Source organism: Solitalea agri, from assembly GCF_023914155.1.
In the GTDB taxonomy this organism is placed as follows: Bacteria; Bacteroidota; Bacteroidia; order Sphingobacteriales; family Sphingobacteriaceae; genus Solitalea; species Solitalea agri.
The window spans coordinates 1-14,897 of record NZ_JAMWYS010000056.1 but is presented as its reverse complement, the minus strand read 5'-3'; the positions used below and the strand labels follow the sequence as shown (position 1 = coordinate 14,897).

Here is a 14,897-nt window from a genome sequence, read left to right as displayed (position 1 = left end):
AATTCTCAATCAAAAAATATACAGTCAATTCTCGGCAACTAAAAAGGCTGCCCCTTTTGAGACAGCCTCTATAGGGTGGGTTATTTTGAAAATCTTAGGTTAATTCTTCTTTAGAAATCCCTGCTTGTTTAAGGATAGAATAAAATGTTCCTTTGGGGAGATCCCGATTGTGCATTGGTACAATAACTCTTCGTTTTGAATCAGGGTGGAAGAATAATTGATGACTACCTTTTGTCCGTTCGAGTATGAATCCCTTCCTCAAAAGTATTTTTATAATTTCCTTTGAGGTCAGGGAAGGAGTGTTGCTCATGCAGAAATTGTTAAGGAATATTCTAGTGTGTTTTCTTCCGTTGGGATAGTTTCTCCACTTTCTTTCAGAGCTTCAATATATAGCTCAATTGCTTCCTTTATATTTTCAATTGCCTCATCAATCGTTTCTCCATAAGAAATACAACCCTGCAAGGTAGGGGCAGTTACCGTATAACCTCCTTCTTGCTCCTTGTTTAATAATATTCTATAGGTCAGGCTTTTCATCTTAATTCACTTTATATAAAAGTAATAAACCCAATCGAAATTAAATGATTGGGTTTATATTTTGACAAAGTTGGCTCGTTATTCTTGCTGGTCATCTGATTCTACAACATAATCCATATTGTACAATAAACCATCATAGGGATATCTGCTCAAATGAATCGCTTTGGCCTTTTCGTAGATCTCTTTCCGGAGGCTATCAATATTTACCTTGTTTTGTGCCGAAATAAATATTGCCGGAGAATTATGCTTGGCCATCCAGGTGCTTTTAAATTCATCAAGTGATAAGGTGGTATCACCCTCGCCTTTATACGCGTCAATTTTATTGAACACCGTGATCATTTCTTTATCACGAGCGCCTAGTTCTTTAAGCGTCTCGTTCACCGTGTTGATGTGATCTTCAAAGTTGGGATGTGAAATATCGGCTACGTGAATTAAAATATCGGCTTCGCGAACCTCGGCCAATGTCGATTTAAAACATTCGATCAAATGGTGAGGGAGTTTGCGGATGAATCCTACTGTATCTGAAAGTAAAAAAGGAAGGTTCTGGATCACCATCTTACGAACAGTAGTATCAAGTGTAGCGAATAGTTTATTCTCGGCAAATACCTCCGACTTGGTTAGCAAGTTTAAAATGGTTGATTTTCCCACGTTGGTATAACCAACAAGAGCAACCCGAACCAATTCACCACGGTTTTTGCGCTGTGTAGCATTTTGCTTATCTATTTTCTCTAGTTTCTCTTTTAGTAAAGCGATCTTGTCGAGAATGATACGACGGTCGGTTTCAATTTGAGATTCACCAGGACCTCGCATACCAATTCCCCCGCGCTGACGTTCAAGGTGGGTCCACATGCGGGTAAGTCGTGGTAATAAGTATTGATATTGGGCAAGTTCCACCTGTGTTTTTGCCTGGGCAGTTTGTGCTCTGCTGGCAAAAATATCGAGTATCATGTTGCTGCGGTCGAGAATCTTCACTTCTTTAAATTCACGACCAAGGTTACGTAGCTGTGAAGGGGAAAGCTCATCATCAAAAATGACCATATCCGCTTCCTCGGCTTGTACGTATTCTATAATTTCCTGCAGTTTTCCCGTTCCTACAAATGTCTTTGAGTCGGGGCGTTGCAGTTTTTGCATAAACATTTTAATGGTTTGGGCTCCTGCTGTTTCAGCTAAAAAGGCCAACTCATCGAGGTACTCTCTTTCCTGTTCTTCGGTTTCATCAGGAGTGATAACACCTACTAAAACGGCTCTTTCCTGTTTTTTTGCTGTACTATAAGTTCCCATTCAATAATTTCAAGGGCGCAAATTTACGGAAAAATATTTGGTCGATAACTTTTGTCGCGCAAAGTCGCTAAGACGCAAAGATTTATAAGAAATAAGGCTATAGACTGAATTATAAATTGTTCACGACTCTTCTCAAGCCATCTTTAATTAATGATTCATTAAAATTTACCAAAATCCCAAGCTTTATATTGGTTAGCTTTAAATAAGTAAGTAGTTGTTTGTAATGAACCGGGCATAATGATTCTACAGATTTAATTTCTATTATTAATTTGTTTTCAAGTATTAAATCAGCTCTAAAACCCATGTCCAACTTTTTATTATCCCAGTAAACAGGGATTCCTTTTTGTTTTTGAATATCAAGGTTGTGTTTGGAAAGTTCCACATATAGAATTTCCTCATAGATTGATTCTAATAAGCCAGGCCCTAATTCATTATGTATTTTAAAACAACAGTTAACAGCTATTGCTGCTAATTCATTCTCGTTTAACATAGGTAGATAGGTTTTTTGCGACTTAGCGTCTTTGCGTGATTTATAAATTTCTCACTTCTTCTACAAACTTTCTACACGCGTTAGCCGGGTCAGGGGTTTTCATAAAGGTTTCTCCGATCAGGAATCCCCGATATCCAACATTTTTTAGATCGATAACGGTTTGCGGATTTGATAACGCACTTTCCGATACTTTAACAAACTCATTTGGGATTAAATCCGCCAGTTCAAATGATGTTTGTATATCGACATTAAAAGTAGACAAGTTTCGGTTGTTAACACCAATAGCATCAATATAAGGACTGATACTGCATAAAAGTTCGTGCTTGTCGTGAACCTCTAGCAAAACGCTCATGCCTAAACTTTGTGCAAAGGCACCTAATGATTTTAACTCTTCAGGAGAAAGGCAAGCAGCTATCAACAAAATAACATCGGCTCCAATTGATTTAGCTTCCAATATTTGGTACTCGTCAACAATAAAGTCTTTGCGCAAAATAGGTACTTCATTTACCTTGCGAGCTTTAATGAGGTTTTCGTTCGAACCGTTAAAAAAATCAACGTCAGTTAAAACTGAAAGCACCGAGGCTCCTGCAGCTACATATCCTTTTGTCGTTTCAGCAACATCCGCATCGGCATTTAGGATGCCTTTTGAAGGGGATTTTCTCTTAAACTCAGCAATCAGACCAATTTTCTCTGGGTTGGTTAATGCTTCCTTCAACGAATAACATTCACGGTCAAAAAACTCGCTTTTTTCAAGTACGCTAATCGGATTCTGAGTTTTGTTTTCAAGTATTTCTTCCCTTTTACGGGCTACAATTTTATCTAAAATGGTCATGTTTTAATTTGAAAATTGGGGAATTTGATAATAGGTTTCATGCAATGTAGATTTGGGAACAGGCATTTCTTCAAATTCCCAAATCCTTAAATTCTCAAATTAATTTTTTATCCAGTTTTCCAGCATGGTTCTGCCATGTTCCGTTAATACCGACTCAGGGTGAAATTGAACGCCACGAATATCAAAGTCACGGTGACGCATGGCCATAATGGTTCCATCTTCAGAAACTGCCGTTACTTCCAATTCAGCTGGTAAGCCCTCGGTGGCTACAGCCCATGAGTGATAATGCCCAATGTTAACTCCCTGAGGAACGTTTTTAAAGATCAGCTCATTACTATCAGTTATTTTAACTGGTGAAGCTATTCCGTGTAGCACTCTTGAAAGATTGAAAAGCTTGGCACCAAAAGCCTCGCCAATAGCTTGATGACCCAAACAAACGCCTAAGATGGATTTTTTACCAGCATAGGTTTTGATCAGTTGAGGCATTATACCGGCTTCTTCAGGTAAGCCAGGTCCCGGAGAAAGGATGATCTTATCATATTGATTCACATCCTCCAACGAAATTTTATCGTTTCTGAATACTGAAACTTCGCCAATTCCAATTTCCTCAACCAAATGAACAAGGTTGTAGGTAAACGAATCGTAATTATCTAGAATAAGGATTTTCATGTTTTTTAGTGATTACACTGATTTTAATTGGTGATTACACCTATTGCATTGATTTTTAAAATGATTCACCGATTAAATCTCTTCGGCTAATTCGATTGCTTTCTTTAAGGCGGCCATTTTGTTATAAACTTCCTGACGCTCGCTGGTTAACACAGAGTCGGCAACTACACCGGCCGCAGCCTGGTAATTTAAAGTGTTGCTTTTACTCATAAAAGTACGGATCATAATGGCATGATTAAACTCACCGTTAAAACCTAAAAAGCCAATAGCACCGCTATAAAACCCGCGCTCTCCATGCTCATATTCATCTATCAATTGCATTGCCCGATATTTAGGAGCACCTGATAAAGTTCCTGCAGGAAATGTATCAGCCACTACTTTTAAAGGCTCTGTGTTTGGTTTTAGTTTTCCAGTAACTGCAGAAACCAGGTGAATAACATGAGAGTAATATTGAATTTCACAGAAACGATCTACCTTAACCTTATCGCAATGGCGACTTAAATCGTTTCTAGCCAAATCTACCAGCATTACATGTTCAGCGTTTTCCTTGGGGTCGTTTTTTAGCTTTTCTGCCAATTCAGCATCAGCGGCATCATTGCCGGTTCTTCTGAAAGTTCCTGCAATTGGATGAATTGAGGCGACTCCGTTTTTAATGCCCAATTGAATTTCGGGAGAAGAGCCAAATAATTTAAAGTTACCGTAATCGAAATAGAATAAGTAAGGAGAAGGGTTGATTGAACGTAATGCACGATAAACGTTAAAGTCATCACCCTGAAACTCCTGAGAAAAGCTTCTGGAAATCTGAATCTGGAATATATCTCCGCGAAACACATTTTTCTGAGCCTTTTCTAACACTTTCAAGAATTCTTCATCGGTGAAATTGGATGTTTCGTGATTTAGGGCCTTGAAATGGTATTGTGGGAAATCTTTATTTCTGATCAGGTATTCTACTCGTTCAATTGTGGTATTGCTTAGATGATCTGCATAATTATGATTGAAAATATACAGCTCGTTTTTAAAGTGATTGATAGCAATAACCGTTTGATAAACATGGTAAAGCAGCTCTGGAGTTTCCCGTTCCGGGCGCTTGGTGCTATTCAGTTTAATGTCTTCAAAGTGTTCAACCATTTCGTAATTGAAATAGCCGAACAGTCCATTGGTTATAAAATTGAACGAAACGTTAGGGTCATATTCGAAACGTTTACAGAAAGCTGCCAGGCGATCAGTTATATTTTCATTTGCAGCAACAAGCTCTGTTGTTGTTCCATCAGGGAAGGATTCAGAATAAATGCCGTTCTCAATTTTAACTTCCGCTATCGGATTGCAACAGATGTATGACATACTGTTCTGACGGGTATGATAATCGGAGCTTTCAAGCAATAAACTGTTCGGAAATTCATCGCGCAAACGCAGGTAAATACTTACTGGGGTAGCTGTGTCGGCCAGTAGCTTTTTAAAGGTTGTTTCAGACTTAAATGTTTTCATTGCTCATTTTCAGGTTTTTACTGTTCATGCTTGTCTTCGTATGTTTGCGGATTGAGCATAAAAAAAGCTTGCCGCAGTGCGACAAGCTTCATAAAATCTTTTTCAGGGTTATTCGGTAAACACAAAATATAAAGCCAGGTCGCAATTAGTTATTGCAACGCCACCAGGCAAAAATATTTGTGTTTTTATTGTTCATGGTTTCAAAAATGGAAAACGCAATTCAGCTTTCCAAATAAAATTTAAAAAAACTTAGTGATAATGTTGTAAGGAGCAGCTGCTAAGGCAACCAAAATCAGCAATAATCCAAGTCCGTAGAATACAGCGATCCTTTTGTTTTTCTCAAATCCAATTTCCAAACGTTTCGCTTTTGAGTAGCCGATAGTTATTAATACAATAGCGATAACCATCATCAAAACGTGTTCAACCGCAAAATATCTTAGTGTAGAGTTGCGCATAGTATCTGCTGCAAACTGAACCTTTGGGCTAACGAAATACAGCACAAAACCAACAACCAATTGAAGGTGAACAGAGATCAGCGTAAATAAATTAAGTTTTCGATTTCCTTCGGTATAAAGTTTACTGCTGTTGTTCCATGCACTAAAGGCTTTAACTACAGAAATAATCAGTAGAATTAGCGCGATCCAGCGCAACAAAGAATGGAGATGTAAAAGTCCTGTATACATATTTGTCGATTTTAATGCTGTCAAATATACACTTTAGAAATAAAAGATGAATTGCAGGTAAGATGCTTGAATGCGGTAACTTCTGCTTGTCAAATTTTTATTTTGAATAGGGCTTTTGTGTTAAGTATAGATTCAATCACGACATAATTATTTACTTTAGGTCAGATAAAAAATGTTTTATGAAGAAAAGTTTACTATTTACACTGTTTCTGGTAAGTGGATTCAGGGTTTTTGCCCAGGAAACCTTTCCTGTTAATGGTGTACAAGATCAACGGCCCGATTTATATGCGTTTACTCATGCCACTATTTTTGTAAACGCCGAAACCGTTCTGCAAAATGCAACACTGGTAATTCGGGGTAAAAAAATCGAATCGGTTGGAACAGCGGTGCAAATACCGCAAGGTGCAGTTGTCACCGATTTGAAGGGTAAGTTTATTTACCCGGCATTTATCGATGCTTTTACATCGTATGGTTTGCCTGAGATAAAAGCAGGGGCCCGTAGTTTCAGGGCAACACCGCAGTTTTTGTCAAGTAAAAAGGGAGCCTATAATTGGAATGAGGCTATTGTGCCTGAGTATGATGCGAAAAGCTATTTTCAGGTTGATGAAAAGAAAGCGGCCGATTTACGTAAACTGGGTTTTGGAGCTGTTAACGTGGTAAATCGTGATGGAATTGCTCGTGGTACTTCCGCTTTTGTAACTCTTGCAAACGGTAAAGAAAACGAAGTCATTGCCAACGATAGAACCTCTTCTAATTATTCATTCAGCAAAGGAACCTCAACGCAAGATTACCCAAGTGCGTTAATGGGGTGCATTGCGCTGCTCCGTCAAACCTACTATGACGTCCGCTGGTATAAAGCAAGCGCCAACAAGACTGATTTTAATATCTCTTTAGACGAGCTAAATAAACAGCAGACTATTCCTCAAATATTTGAAGTTGATAATGTATTGGACATTCTTCGCGCCGATAAAATAGGTGATGAGTTTGGGGTTCAGTATATCTTTAAATCGGGCGGTGATGAATATAAACGCCTAGATAAGGTTAAAGCGACTAACGGAGCCTTAATTGTTCCATTAAATTTTCCTAAGCCTTATGAGGTAGAAGATCCTTACGAAGCAATGCAGATCAACCTTTCGCAGTTGAAGAACTGGGAGTTGGCACCGTCTAATCCTGGCCAGTTGGAGAAGGCTGGAATAAAGTTCTCAATCACATCCGGAGATGGACAAGATTTCTGGGAGAATTTGCGTAAAGCCATTGATAATGGATTGAGTGAAAAACAAGCGCTAAAAGCATTGACTGAAACTCCTGCAGAACTCTTAAATGTGACCGATAAAGTGGGAAGCCTTAAAACAGGAATGTATGCCAATTTTATTATCACTTCAGCCAACCTGTTTAAAAAGGACAATCTAATACTTGAGAACTGGGTTCAGGGTCAACGTTTGATCGTTAACAATGCTTCGCAGGTTGATTTGCGGGGTCTTTATAATTTGAAAATTGAAAGTTTGCCAACAGTTAAACTAACTTTTAGCGGAAAGTCGGCTTTTGTTAATGAAACCAGCATTCAGCTTGATACGGTTAAGGCCAAGCCGGTAGTGTCTCGTTTAAATGAGATGCTGAATTTCAATTTTTCACTGAAAAATCTTACCAAAGGAAATATTGCTTTATCCGGATATATCTCCAATAATGAACCACTTCAACTGAAGGGAACGGCTGTTTTAGCTGATGGAAAATCGGTTTCATGGGTTGCAGATTGGACTGAAGCAGCTAAAGAAAATCAAAAAAGTGAAGATCCTAAACCTGAACAAGCGCTGGGAACAATTACCTATCCATTCATTGCTTTCGGATTTAAAGAACTTCCTAAAGCTGAAAAACTCTTGATCAAAAATGTAACTGTTTGGACGAATGAAAAGGAAGGAAAACTGGAGAATACGGACGTGCTTTTAGATGGAGGCAAGATCGTTCAGCTCGGCAAAAATCTTTCTGTTTCAGGAGCTAAAGAAATTGATGGTACAGGCAAGCATTTAACTGCAGGAATAATTGACGAACATTCACATATTGCTATTTCCAGGGGGATAAATGAGGGTACGCAGTCGGTTACTTCAGAAGTAAGAATAGGCGATATTATTAACTCGGAAGATATTAACATCTATCGTCAATTGGCAGGTGGTGTAACCAGTTCACATATTCTGCATGGTTCGGCAAATGTTATTGGTGGCCAAACTCAGTTGATCAAGCTTCGTTGGGGCAAATCGCCGGAAGAATTGAAGTTTGAGAATAGTGATGGTTTCATAAAGTTCGCTTTGGGTGAAAATGTAAAGCAAGCAAACTGGGGCGAAAATCAGCGCTACCGTTTTCCGCAAACACGTATGGGGGTTGAGCAAGTTTTGGTAGATGCTTTTCAACGTGCAAAAGAATACCAAAAACAATGGGATGGATATAATAAATCGAAATCGGGAGTTGCACCTCGTAAAGACCTGGAGTTAGATGCTTTGGTTGAGATCTTAAACAAAAAGCGTTTTATCACTTGTCACTCTTATGTGCAATCGGAAATTAATATGCTGATGCATGTTGCAGATTCGATGGGCTTCAAGGTAAATACGTTTACGCATATTTTGGAAGGTTATAAAGTGGCCGACAAAATAAAAGCGCATGGTGCGGCGGGATCTACTTTCTCAGATTGGTGGGCGTATAAAATGGAAGTGAAAGATGCTATTCCTTATAATGGAGCCATTATGCATAGCACAGGCTTGTTGGTTGCCTTCAATTCAGATGACGCTGAAATGGCTCGCCGATTGAACCAAGAGGCTGCTAAAGCGGTTAAATATGGTGATGTTTCGGAAGAAGAAGCATGGAAATTCGTTACGCTCAACCCGGCTAAAATGCTGCATGTCGATAACAAGGTAGGAAGTATCAAGGTTGGTAAAGACGCCGATGTAGTATTGTGGAGTGCTAGTCCTCTTTCGGTTTACGCAAAAGCAGAAAAAACGATAGTTGACGGCATTGTATATTTTGATATCGATCGGGATAAGCAATTGCAAGCGGATGTGAAAGCAGAACGAGCACGAATAATTCAGAAGATGATCGACGCTAAAACCAAAGGTGAGAAAACTCAAAAGCCGATGCGTGAACTGGCGTTCGATTATCATTGCGATTCTGAATATCATTTTGGGGGAACAGAAAGCGATGCTGATTACAATTATCGCTATGGTTTAGAGCATAAAGAAAATCAACATTAAAAATTTTGAAAGATGATTAGCAAATTATGACTAATCATCCGGCTTCAAATAATATAATCATGAAGAAACGATATTTAACAATCATATTTTTTGCGTTGGCTGCTCTTAGTGCAGAAGCACAAATTCCGGTTCCGGCTCCAAAACAGACCAAAGCTATCGCTGTCGTAGGAGCAACAATTCATGTCGGAAATGGAACCGTTATCAATAACGGGACAGTAGTTTTTGAAAATGGCAAAATTACTTCGGTTGGAACAGGTGTAAATGTTCCTGCAAACGCAACTGTTATCGACGGAAAGGGAAAAGATGTTTATCCTGGTTTGATAGCGCCAAATACTGTTTTAGGCTTAGTGGAAGTGGAAGCTGTTCGATCAACCAATGACGATGCTGAAGTTGGATCCATTAATCCTAATGTTAGGTCTCTGATATCCTATAATTCTGATTCGGATGTTCCATCAACGGTTCGTTCTAATGGAGTTTTATTGGCCGAAGTGGTGCCTCAAGGTGGTCTGATTTCTGGTACCTCGTCAGTGGTTCAACTCGATGCCTGGAACTGGGAAGATGCAGCCTACGTAGCCGACAATGTTGTGCATTTAAACTGGCCTACAATGTCCAATACTGCAGGAGGCGCACCTGCCGATCAACAAAAGGAACAACGTGAAAAATCACTTCAATTATTATCGTCTTATTTCTCACAGGCACAGGCTTATGCGCAATTGCCAAATCCAGCAGTTAAGAATCTAAAGTTCGAAGCCATGAAGGGTGTATTTACGGGAGCAAAGCGATTATTTATTTCAGCAAACTCTGCCAAAGAGATTCTTGCTGCAGTGACTTTTGCAAAAGCCTATAAAATTTCTCCCGTGATTGTAGGTGCTGAGGAGGCTTTCCTGCTGCTGCCTTTTTTAAAGGAGAATAATGTTCAGTTGTTAATTGAAAGAGTTCATTCATTGCCGGGCAGGGAAGATAACGACGTTGATCAGCCCTATAAATTGGCCATGCAATTGAATGATGCTGGTATTTTATACGGATTAAGCTTAGACGGTTTTTGGCAACAACGTAATTTGCCTTTTATGGCAGGTACTACCGTTGCATACGGTGTTGAAAAGGAAAAAGCGTTATCCTCGATCACGCTAAATACCGCTAAAATTTTGGGAATCGACCGAATTACCGGAAGTATTGAAGCGGGTAAGGATGCTAATCTACTTATTGTTAAGGGCGATTTGCTCGATATGAAAGACAGTAATGTTGAACAGGCTTATATTCAAGGTCGCCAAATTGACTTGAATAACAAGCAAAAGCTATTAATGCGGAAGTTCTCGGATAAGTACAGTATGCAATAATCGATTTAAGAATGTTTTTTGGGCGTTAAACAGTTTTGTTTAACGCTTTTTTTATTTAGTGCATATTCAATAAGTTTTAACGCGTTGGCGGTTTTAGGATATTTTTTTTAAAAAAATCATAATTTTTATTGCTGATTTAAAATAAAAATTGCTACAATAGTAGATTATTTGCAAAAGGCTTATAAAACTAAAAACCCTGCCGGGGAGACAGGGTGTTTTAGTACCAATCAATAAACCTTATGAAGTTTGCTGTAGGGGAAGGAGTCGAACCTTCACGGAGCGGTTAGCCAAGCAAAGCTTGATTTTCCGAACTCTCCGCCACCGAGACAAGGAGGTGTGTCTGCCAATTTCACCACCCTACATTATGTTTAAGAACTTTGGCTTTTGAGATTTTAACCTCTTTGCCTTTGTTGTTGATACAAATATAAGGCAAGCTTCAATTCGTTGCAAATTTTTTATGAAAAAAGTTTAAAAATTATTATATTAACAAATAAGTATTAGATTTGGTATTAAAATAAAAATTTATGTTTGAAAAGAAGCTCCAAATTTTACAAGTTGATAAACTCGATTTACAGATCTTATCGATGTTGATGAATGACGCCACAATTCCTTATACTGATATCGCCAAAGAGTTAATTATTTCAGGAGGTACAGTACACGTACGCATGAAAAAACTGCAGGAAATGGGCATTGTAACGGGTTCTAACCTGGTTGTGAATCCTCAGCGTATTGGTTTCGATGTTTGCGCTTTCCTTGGAATATTTCTTGAAAAAGGTTCGCAATACCATGACGCAGTTAATCAGTTAGGTGAAGTAAAGGAAATTGTAGAGCTGCATTATACTACAGGCTTATATAGCATGTTCGCTAAAATTATCTGTAGAGATACTGCTCACCTTCGCGAAGTATTAAATGAAAAGATCCAGGTGATCTCAGGAATTCAGCGTACCGAAACCTTTATTTCGTTAGAAGAAAGCATTAAGCGTCAGATTACTTTGCTTGATAACTAAACGGAAGACAAGAAATGAATCGAATCAGTTTATTTGGACTGCTGGCTTTTGCTATTGTGGGGTGTGCCGGTAATAAGGAGCAATCGCAGAACTTTGAAGCCGTAAAGCAGGGAATGACCAAAGAAGAAGTAATTAAGCTTGTGGGTAAACCTGAAAAGGAAACCAATTTAGTAATGGTTGAAATGTGGAAATACCCTAGTAAGCATAAAGTGATTGTATTAAATAGCGATACGGTTGTTCAAATTTTAGATGATAAACCAACCGATTCGTTGAAACAATAACAATCGTAAAATAATAAGAATTAGGAGAGGCTCTGGTTTAAGAGCCTCTTTTTTTAAATTAGATCGAATTCAGCAATTCGGAATATAAAGCGTAGTTATCTTCATCAAAGCAAACAAACAAAACTCGTTGTAGCCTGCTTTCTTCTAAAAAATGCTTTACAGTTTTTACGGCAATATCGGCAGCAAGCGGCTTTGGAAATCCATAAACTCCGGTGCTAATGTTCGGGAAGGCAATACTGGCTAAATGATGATTTTTCGCTATTGTAAGTGAGTTTATATAACAATTCGATAATAATTCCCGCTCGTTATTATTTCCTCCCAGCCAAACCGGACCTACTGTATGAATTACAAACTGAGCAGGTAAACTATAGCCTTTGGTAATTTTGGCTTCACCGGTCTTGCATCCATTTAGCGTTTTGCACTCTTGTAATAACGCTGGTCCGGCTGCACGGTGAATAGCTCCATCAACTCCACCGCCTCCTAAAAGAGATTGATTAGCGGCATTTACAATGGCATCAACCTTAAATGCTGTAATATCACCTTTATGTAGTTCGATCATTTTTTAGTCTGTTAATTCGAAATCAACATTCAACAAGTGCTTTTCTGGGAGAGAAGGAGGAAGTTTCTTATTTAAATATTGAATGCAGATAAACAATCCCAATAAAGATACTGCTAAAGCGCTGAAATAAATGGTATTGTTATTTAAGATGTCATAAAATGAATCTGACTCTCTGAATAAAGTAAATTTGGAGAGAAAGAAGCTAAGACTGTTGTTGGTAAAGTGAACCAGAATGGTAAGTCGTAGATCATTGCTCCGATAATAAAGCCATCCCATTAGTAATCCAATAAGAAAAGCTCCTACCGATTGGATAGGGTTGAAATGGATCAATCCAAATACGAAGGCCGAGTAGAATATTGCTTTACCTGGAGAATAATTTTGCAACAGTCCTTTCAGAATAATACCTCTGAAAATTATTTCCTCAAACAAGGGGGCCATAATACAAATGGTTAAAAAACCAATTACAGGTGAGTTAATCATTTCTTTAATAGCTTCGCCACTATAATCAGGAAGATGAAGAAATGCACCAATGGGATCGCAAGTGATTATGCTGAAGAGGGTGGTTATTGTTATCACAAGGATCATTGAAACAGGAGTTTTTCTCTGATCGGTAAAAGGGGCCGTGAAGACTGTTTTCCAATCGCTACGACAATAGTAAATGATAAGAGCAGAATTTAAGAACAAGGAGGTAATTGCTATCAACCAGCTGTTTTGCTGGCTATCAGAAAGATAAGTGCTAATAATAAATGGAAGTGCAATTATTACCGAAAAGCCTATATAGATAAGTAGAAAAAGGCCGAGTTGATTAATGGTTTTAGGAAATCTGTTTTGCATAAATATTGAGATATTAATAGCTGCTAAAGTATTGATCGTTGGCAATAAACAAAATTTATCGAAACTGTCAAAAAATAAAAAAGCCTCTGATATAAATCAGAGGCCTAATATTGTGTGAATAAATTGGATGCTTATTTATTAAGATACAATACTTCTTTTACTGCTTTAACTGTTTTAGCCACATTTGGAAGAGCTTCTGCAATTAAAGTAGGAGCATACGGAAGTGGTACATCGGCACATACAACACGTAAAACTGGAGCATCTAAATAGTCAAATGCACTTTTTTGTACGTGGAAAGCGATGTCTGTTGAGATTGAGGCTAAAGGCCATGCTTCTTCAACAATAACCATTCTATTAGTTTTTTTAACCGAATTGATCAGGGTTGGGTAGTCGATAGGACGAACCGTACGCAAATCAATTACTTCAACACTAATTCCTTCTTTCTCTAATTCTTCAACAGCGGCATAAACCACTTTCATCATTTTACCGAAAGAGATTAAAGTAACATCAGTACCTTCTTTAACAATATGGGCTTTGCCAATTGGTAAGTAATATTCTTCTTCAGGAACTTCGCCTTTATCACCATACATTACCTCTGACTCCATAAAGATTACCGGATCAGGATCTAAGATCGATGACTTTAACAAACCTTTTGCATCATATGGATTTGAAGGAACTACTACTTTCAAACCGGGACAGTTTGCGTACCAGTTCTCAAAGTTTTGAGAGTGCTGAGCTCCAAGCTGACCCGCGTTACCAGTTGGTCCGCGGAAAACCATTGGAATAGAATACTGACCGCCACTCATTGAGTACATTTTGGCTGCAGCATTGATAACCTGATCAATTGCAACCAATGAGAAGTTGAAAGTCATAAACTCAACAATAGGCTTAAGGCCATTCATTGCAGCGCCAACACCAATGCCGGCAAATCCTAATTCTGCAATCGGGGTGTCGATTACACGTTTCGCGCCGAATTCAGCTAACATACCCTGGCTCACTTTGTAAGCACCATTGTATTCAGCTACTTCTTCGCCCATTAAAAATATGGTTTCGTCTTTGCGCATTTCTTCGTTCATGGCTTCACGAAGCGCTTCACGGAATTGAATTTCTCTCATTTGTTTTGTGTTTGTTAAACCTAAACCAGAGGTTATAGTAAAAGCGAGGCAAATATATTAATTGCTTGCTAAATTTTGGTATGCGGTTATTAAATTATCAATAAAGTGTTTAATGAATTGTTAATCAGTCAATGATTCACCAAAATGGATCAGGTTGATAAGGTGGAATTGTTTTATGTTGTCAGCCTGAGCGGAGTCGAAGGCCAGTTGTTAAAACGCTTCGTGCGCTCAGCGTGACGGTTGGTTGTAGCAGATAAAGACATTTGTCAGCCTGAGCGGAGTCGAAGGCCAGTTGTTAAAACGCTTCGTGCGCTCAGCGTGACGGTTGGTTGTAGCAGATAAAGACATTTGTCAGCCTGAGCGTAGTCGAAGGCTAGTTGTTAAAACGCTTCGACTGCGCTCAGCGAGACGGTTGGTTGTAGCAGATAAAGACATTTGTCAGCCTGAGCGGAGTCGAAGGCTAGTTGTTAAACGCTTCGACTGCGCTCCTTTAGATTTGTTATTGTTAGATTTAAAATGAGAAAGGAAGCAAAAGTACACTAAGACAATCGCTC

Annotated in this window: 15 protein-coding genes and 1 tRNA gene; 4 read left to right on the top strand and 12 right to left on the bottom strand. The window is 38.6% G+C overall.

Features of this window, described 5'->3' with window-relative positions; genetic code table 11:
• Positions 1-94: 94 nt before the first annotated feature.
• The 8 genes from NF867_RS15910 to NF867_RS15875 form a co-directional block, all read right to left on the bottom strand.
• A complete protein-coding gene (locus tag NF867_RS15910) occupies positions 95-310 on the bottom strand; it encodes a type II toxin-antitoxin system HicA family toxin (RefSeq protein WP_252589381.1) in 216 nt (71 codons plus the stop codon).
• The gene (locus NF867_RS15905; RefSeq protein WP_252589380.1) at positions 307-534 is read right to left on the bottom strand and encodes a type II toxin-antitoxin system HicB family antitoxin; all 228 of its coding nucleotides are present in this window, start codon (positions 532-534) and stop codon (positions 307-309) included. The genes NF867_RS15910 and NF867_RS15905 overlap by 4 nt, the downstream gene beginning before the upstream one ends.
• A gap of 78 nt (positions 535-612) precedes the next feature.
• Entirely contained in the window at positions 613-1,815 is a 1,203-nt protein-coding gene (gene hflX / locus NF867_RS15900) for a GTPase HflX (RefSeq protein WP_252589379.1), read from the bottom strand.
• 109 nt (positions 1,816-1,924) lie between these two features.
• Positions 1,925-2,305 (bottom strand): GxxExxY protein, encoded by a 381-nt coding sequence (locus NF867_RS15895; protein WP_252589378.1) that lies wholly within the window; start codon positions 2,303-2,305, stop codon positions 1,925-1,927.
• 40 nt (positions 2,306-2,345) lie between these two features.
• Positions 2,346-3,137, bottom strand: a complete 792-nt coding sequence (trpC, locus tag NF867_RS15890) for an indole-3-glycerol phosphate synthase TrpC (RefSeq protein WP_252589377.1) — start codon at positions 3,135-3,137, stop codon at positions 2,346-2,348.
• Between the two features lie 99 nt (positions 3,138-3,236).
• The gene (locus NF867_RS15885) at positions 3,237-3,806 is read right to left on the bottom strand and encodes an anthranilate synthase component II (RefSeq protein WP_252589376.1); all 570 of its coding nucleotides are present in this window, start codon (positions 3,804-3,806) and stop codon (positions 3,237-3,239) included.
• 72 nt (positions 3,807-3,878) lie between these two features.
• Positions 3,879-5,291 (bottom strand): anthranilate synthase component I family protein, encoded by a 1,413-nt coding sequence (locus NF867_RS15880; protein ID WP_252589375.1) that lies wholly within the window; start codon positions 5,289-5,291, stop codon positions 3,879-3,881.
• A gap of 239 nt (positions 5,292-5,530) precedes the next feature.
• On the bottom strand, positions 5,531-5,974 hold the full coding sequence (locus NF867_RS15875) for a cytochrome B (RefSeq protein ID WP_252589374.1): 444 nt from the start codon (positions 5,972-5,974) through the stop codon (positions 5,531-5,533).
• A 179-nt stretch (positions 5,975-6,153) separates the two neighbouring features.
• Between NF867_RS15875 and NF867_RS15870 the strand changes: the two genes are divergently transcribed.
• The gene (locus NF867_RS15870; RefSeq protein ID WP_252589373.1) at positions 6,154-9,210 is read left to right on the top strand and encodes an amidohydrolase family protein; all 3,057 of its coding nucleotides are present in this window, start codon (positions 6,154-6,156) and stop codon (positions 9,208-9,210) included.
• 59 nt (positions 9,211-9,269) lie between these two features.
• Positions 9,270-10,547 carry an amidohydrolase family protein gene (locus tag NF867_RS15865; protein ID WP_252589372.1) on the top strand — a complete coding sequence of 426 codons (1,278 nt, stop codon included), beginning with the start codon at positions 9,270-9,272 and terminating at the stop codon, positions 10,545-10,547.
• A 249-nt stretch (positions 10,548-10,796) separates the two neighbouring features.
• On the opposite strand, the gene NF867_RS15860 is transcribed toward NF867_RS15865, so the two are convergent.
• Positions 10,797-10,909: transfer RNA gene (locus NF867_RS15860), tRNA-Asp, on the bottom strand.
• A 162-nt stretch (positions 10,910-11,071) separates the two neighbouring features.
• Here NF867_RS15860 and NF867_RS15855 point away from each other — a divergent pair.
• Positions 11,072-11,554 carry an Lrp/AsnC ligand binding domain-containing protein gene (locus NF867_RS15855; protein WP_252589371.1) on the top strand — a complete coding sequence of 161 codons (483 nt, stop codon included), beginning with the start codon at positions 11,072-11,074 and terminating at the stop codon, positions 11,552-11,554.
• A gap of 14 nt (positions 11,555-11,568) precedes the next feature.
• Complete coding sequence (gene bamE, locus NF867_RS15850) at positions 11,569-11,835, top strand: outer membrane protein assembly factor BamE domain-containing protein (protein ID WP_252589370.1); 267 nt, start codon at positions 11,569-11,571, stop codon at positions 11,833-11,835.
• Positions 11,836-11,893: 58 nt separating this feature from the next.
• Here the strand turns inward: bamE and NF867_RS15845 are convergent, their stop codons facing one another.
• The 3 genes from NF867_RS15845 to NF867_RS15835 form a co-directional block, all read right to left on the bottom strand.
• Positions 11,894-12,394 (bottom strand): O-acetyl-ADP-ribose deacetylase, encoded by a 501-nt coding sequence (locus tag NF867_RS15845; protein ID WP_252589369.1) that lies wholly within the window; start codon positions 12,392-12,394, stop codon positions 11,894-11,896.
• Between the two features lie 3 nt (positions 12,395-12,397).
• Positions 12,398-13,228 carry a CPBP family intramembrane glutamic endopeptidase gene (locus tag NF867_RS15840; RefSeq protein WP_252589368.1) on the bottom strand — a complete coding sequence of 277 codons (831 nt, stop codon included), beginning with the start codon at positions 13,226-13,228 and terminating at the stop codon, positions 12,398-12,400.
• A gap of 131 nt (positions 13,229-13,359) precedes the next feature.
• Positions 13,360-14,379 (bottom strand): pyruvate dehydrogenase complex E1 component subunit beta, encoded by a 1,020-nt coding sequence (locus NF867_RS15835; protein ID WP_341870055.1) that lies wholly within the window; start codon positions 14,377-14,379, stop codon positions 13,360-13,362.
• Positions 14,380-14,897 lie beyond the last annotated feature (518 nt).

Coding starts and splice junctions, on each gene's coding strand:
- NF867_RS15910 (WP_252589381.1), bottom strand. CDS start 310: ATGAGCAACACTCCTTCCCTGACCTCAAAGGAAATTATAAAAATACTT.
- NF867_RS15905 (WP_252589380.1), bottom strand. CDS start 534: ATGAAAAGCCTGACCTATAGAATATTATTAAACAAGGAGCAAGAAGGA.
- hflX (WP_252589379.1), bottom strand. CDS start 1,815: ATGGGAACTTATAGTACAGCAAAAAAACAGGAAAGAGCCGTTTTAGTA.
- NF867_RS15895 (WP_252589378.1), bottom strand. CDS start 2,305: ATGTTAAACGAGAATGAATTAGCAGCAATAGCTGTTAACTGTTGTTTT.
- trpC (WP_252589377.1), bottom strand. CDS start 3,137: ATGACCATTTTAGATAAAATTGTAGCCCGTAAAAGGGAAGAAATACTT.
- NF867_RS15885 (WP_252589376.1), bottom strand. CDS start 3,806: ATGAAAATCCTTATTCTAGATAATTACGATTCGTTTACCTACAACCTT.
- NF867_RS15880 (WP_252589375.1), bottom strand. CDS start 5,291: ATGAAAACATTTAAGTCTGAAACAACCTTTAAAAAGCTACTGGCCGAC.
- NF867_RS15875 (WP_252589374.1), bottom strand. CDS start 5,974: ATGTATACAGGACTTTTACATCTCCATTCTTTGTTGCGCTGGATCGCG.
- NF867_RS15870 (WP_252589373.1), top strand. CDS start 6,154: ATGAAGAAAAGTTTACTATTTACACTGTTTCTGGTAAGTGGATTCAGG.
- NF867_RS15865 (WP_252589372.1), top strand. CDS start 9,270: ATGAAGAAACGATATTTAACAATCATATTTTTTGCGTTGGCTGCTCTT.
- NF867_RS15855 (WP_252589371.1), top strand. CDS start 11,072: ATGTTTGAAAAGAAGCTCCAAATTTTACAAGTTGATAAACTCGATTTA.
- bamE (WP_252589370.1), top strand. CDS start 11,569: ATGAATCGAATCAGTTTATTTGGACTGCTGGCTTTTGCTATTGTGGGG.
- NF867_RS15845 (WP_252589369.1), bottom strand. CDS start 12,394: ATGATCGAACTACATAAAGGTGATATTACAGCATTTAAGGTTGATGCC.
- NF867_RS15840 (WP_252589368.1), bottom strand. CDS start 13,228: ATGCAAAACAGATTTCCTAAAACCATTAATCAACTCGGCCTTTTTCTA.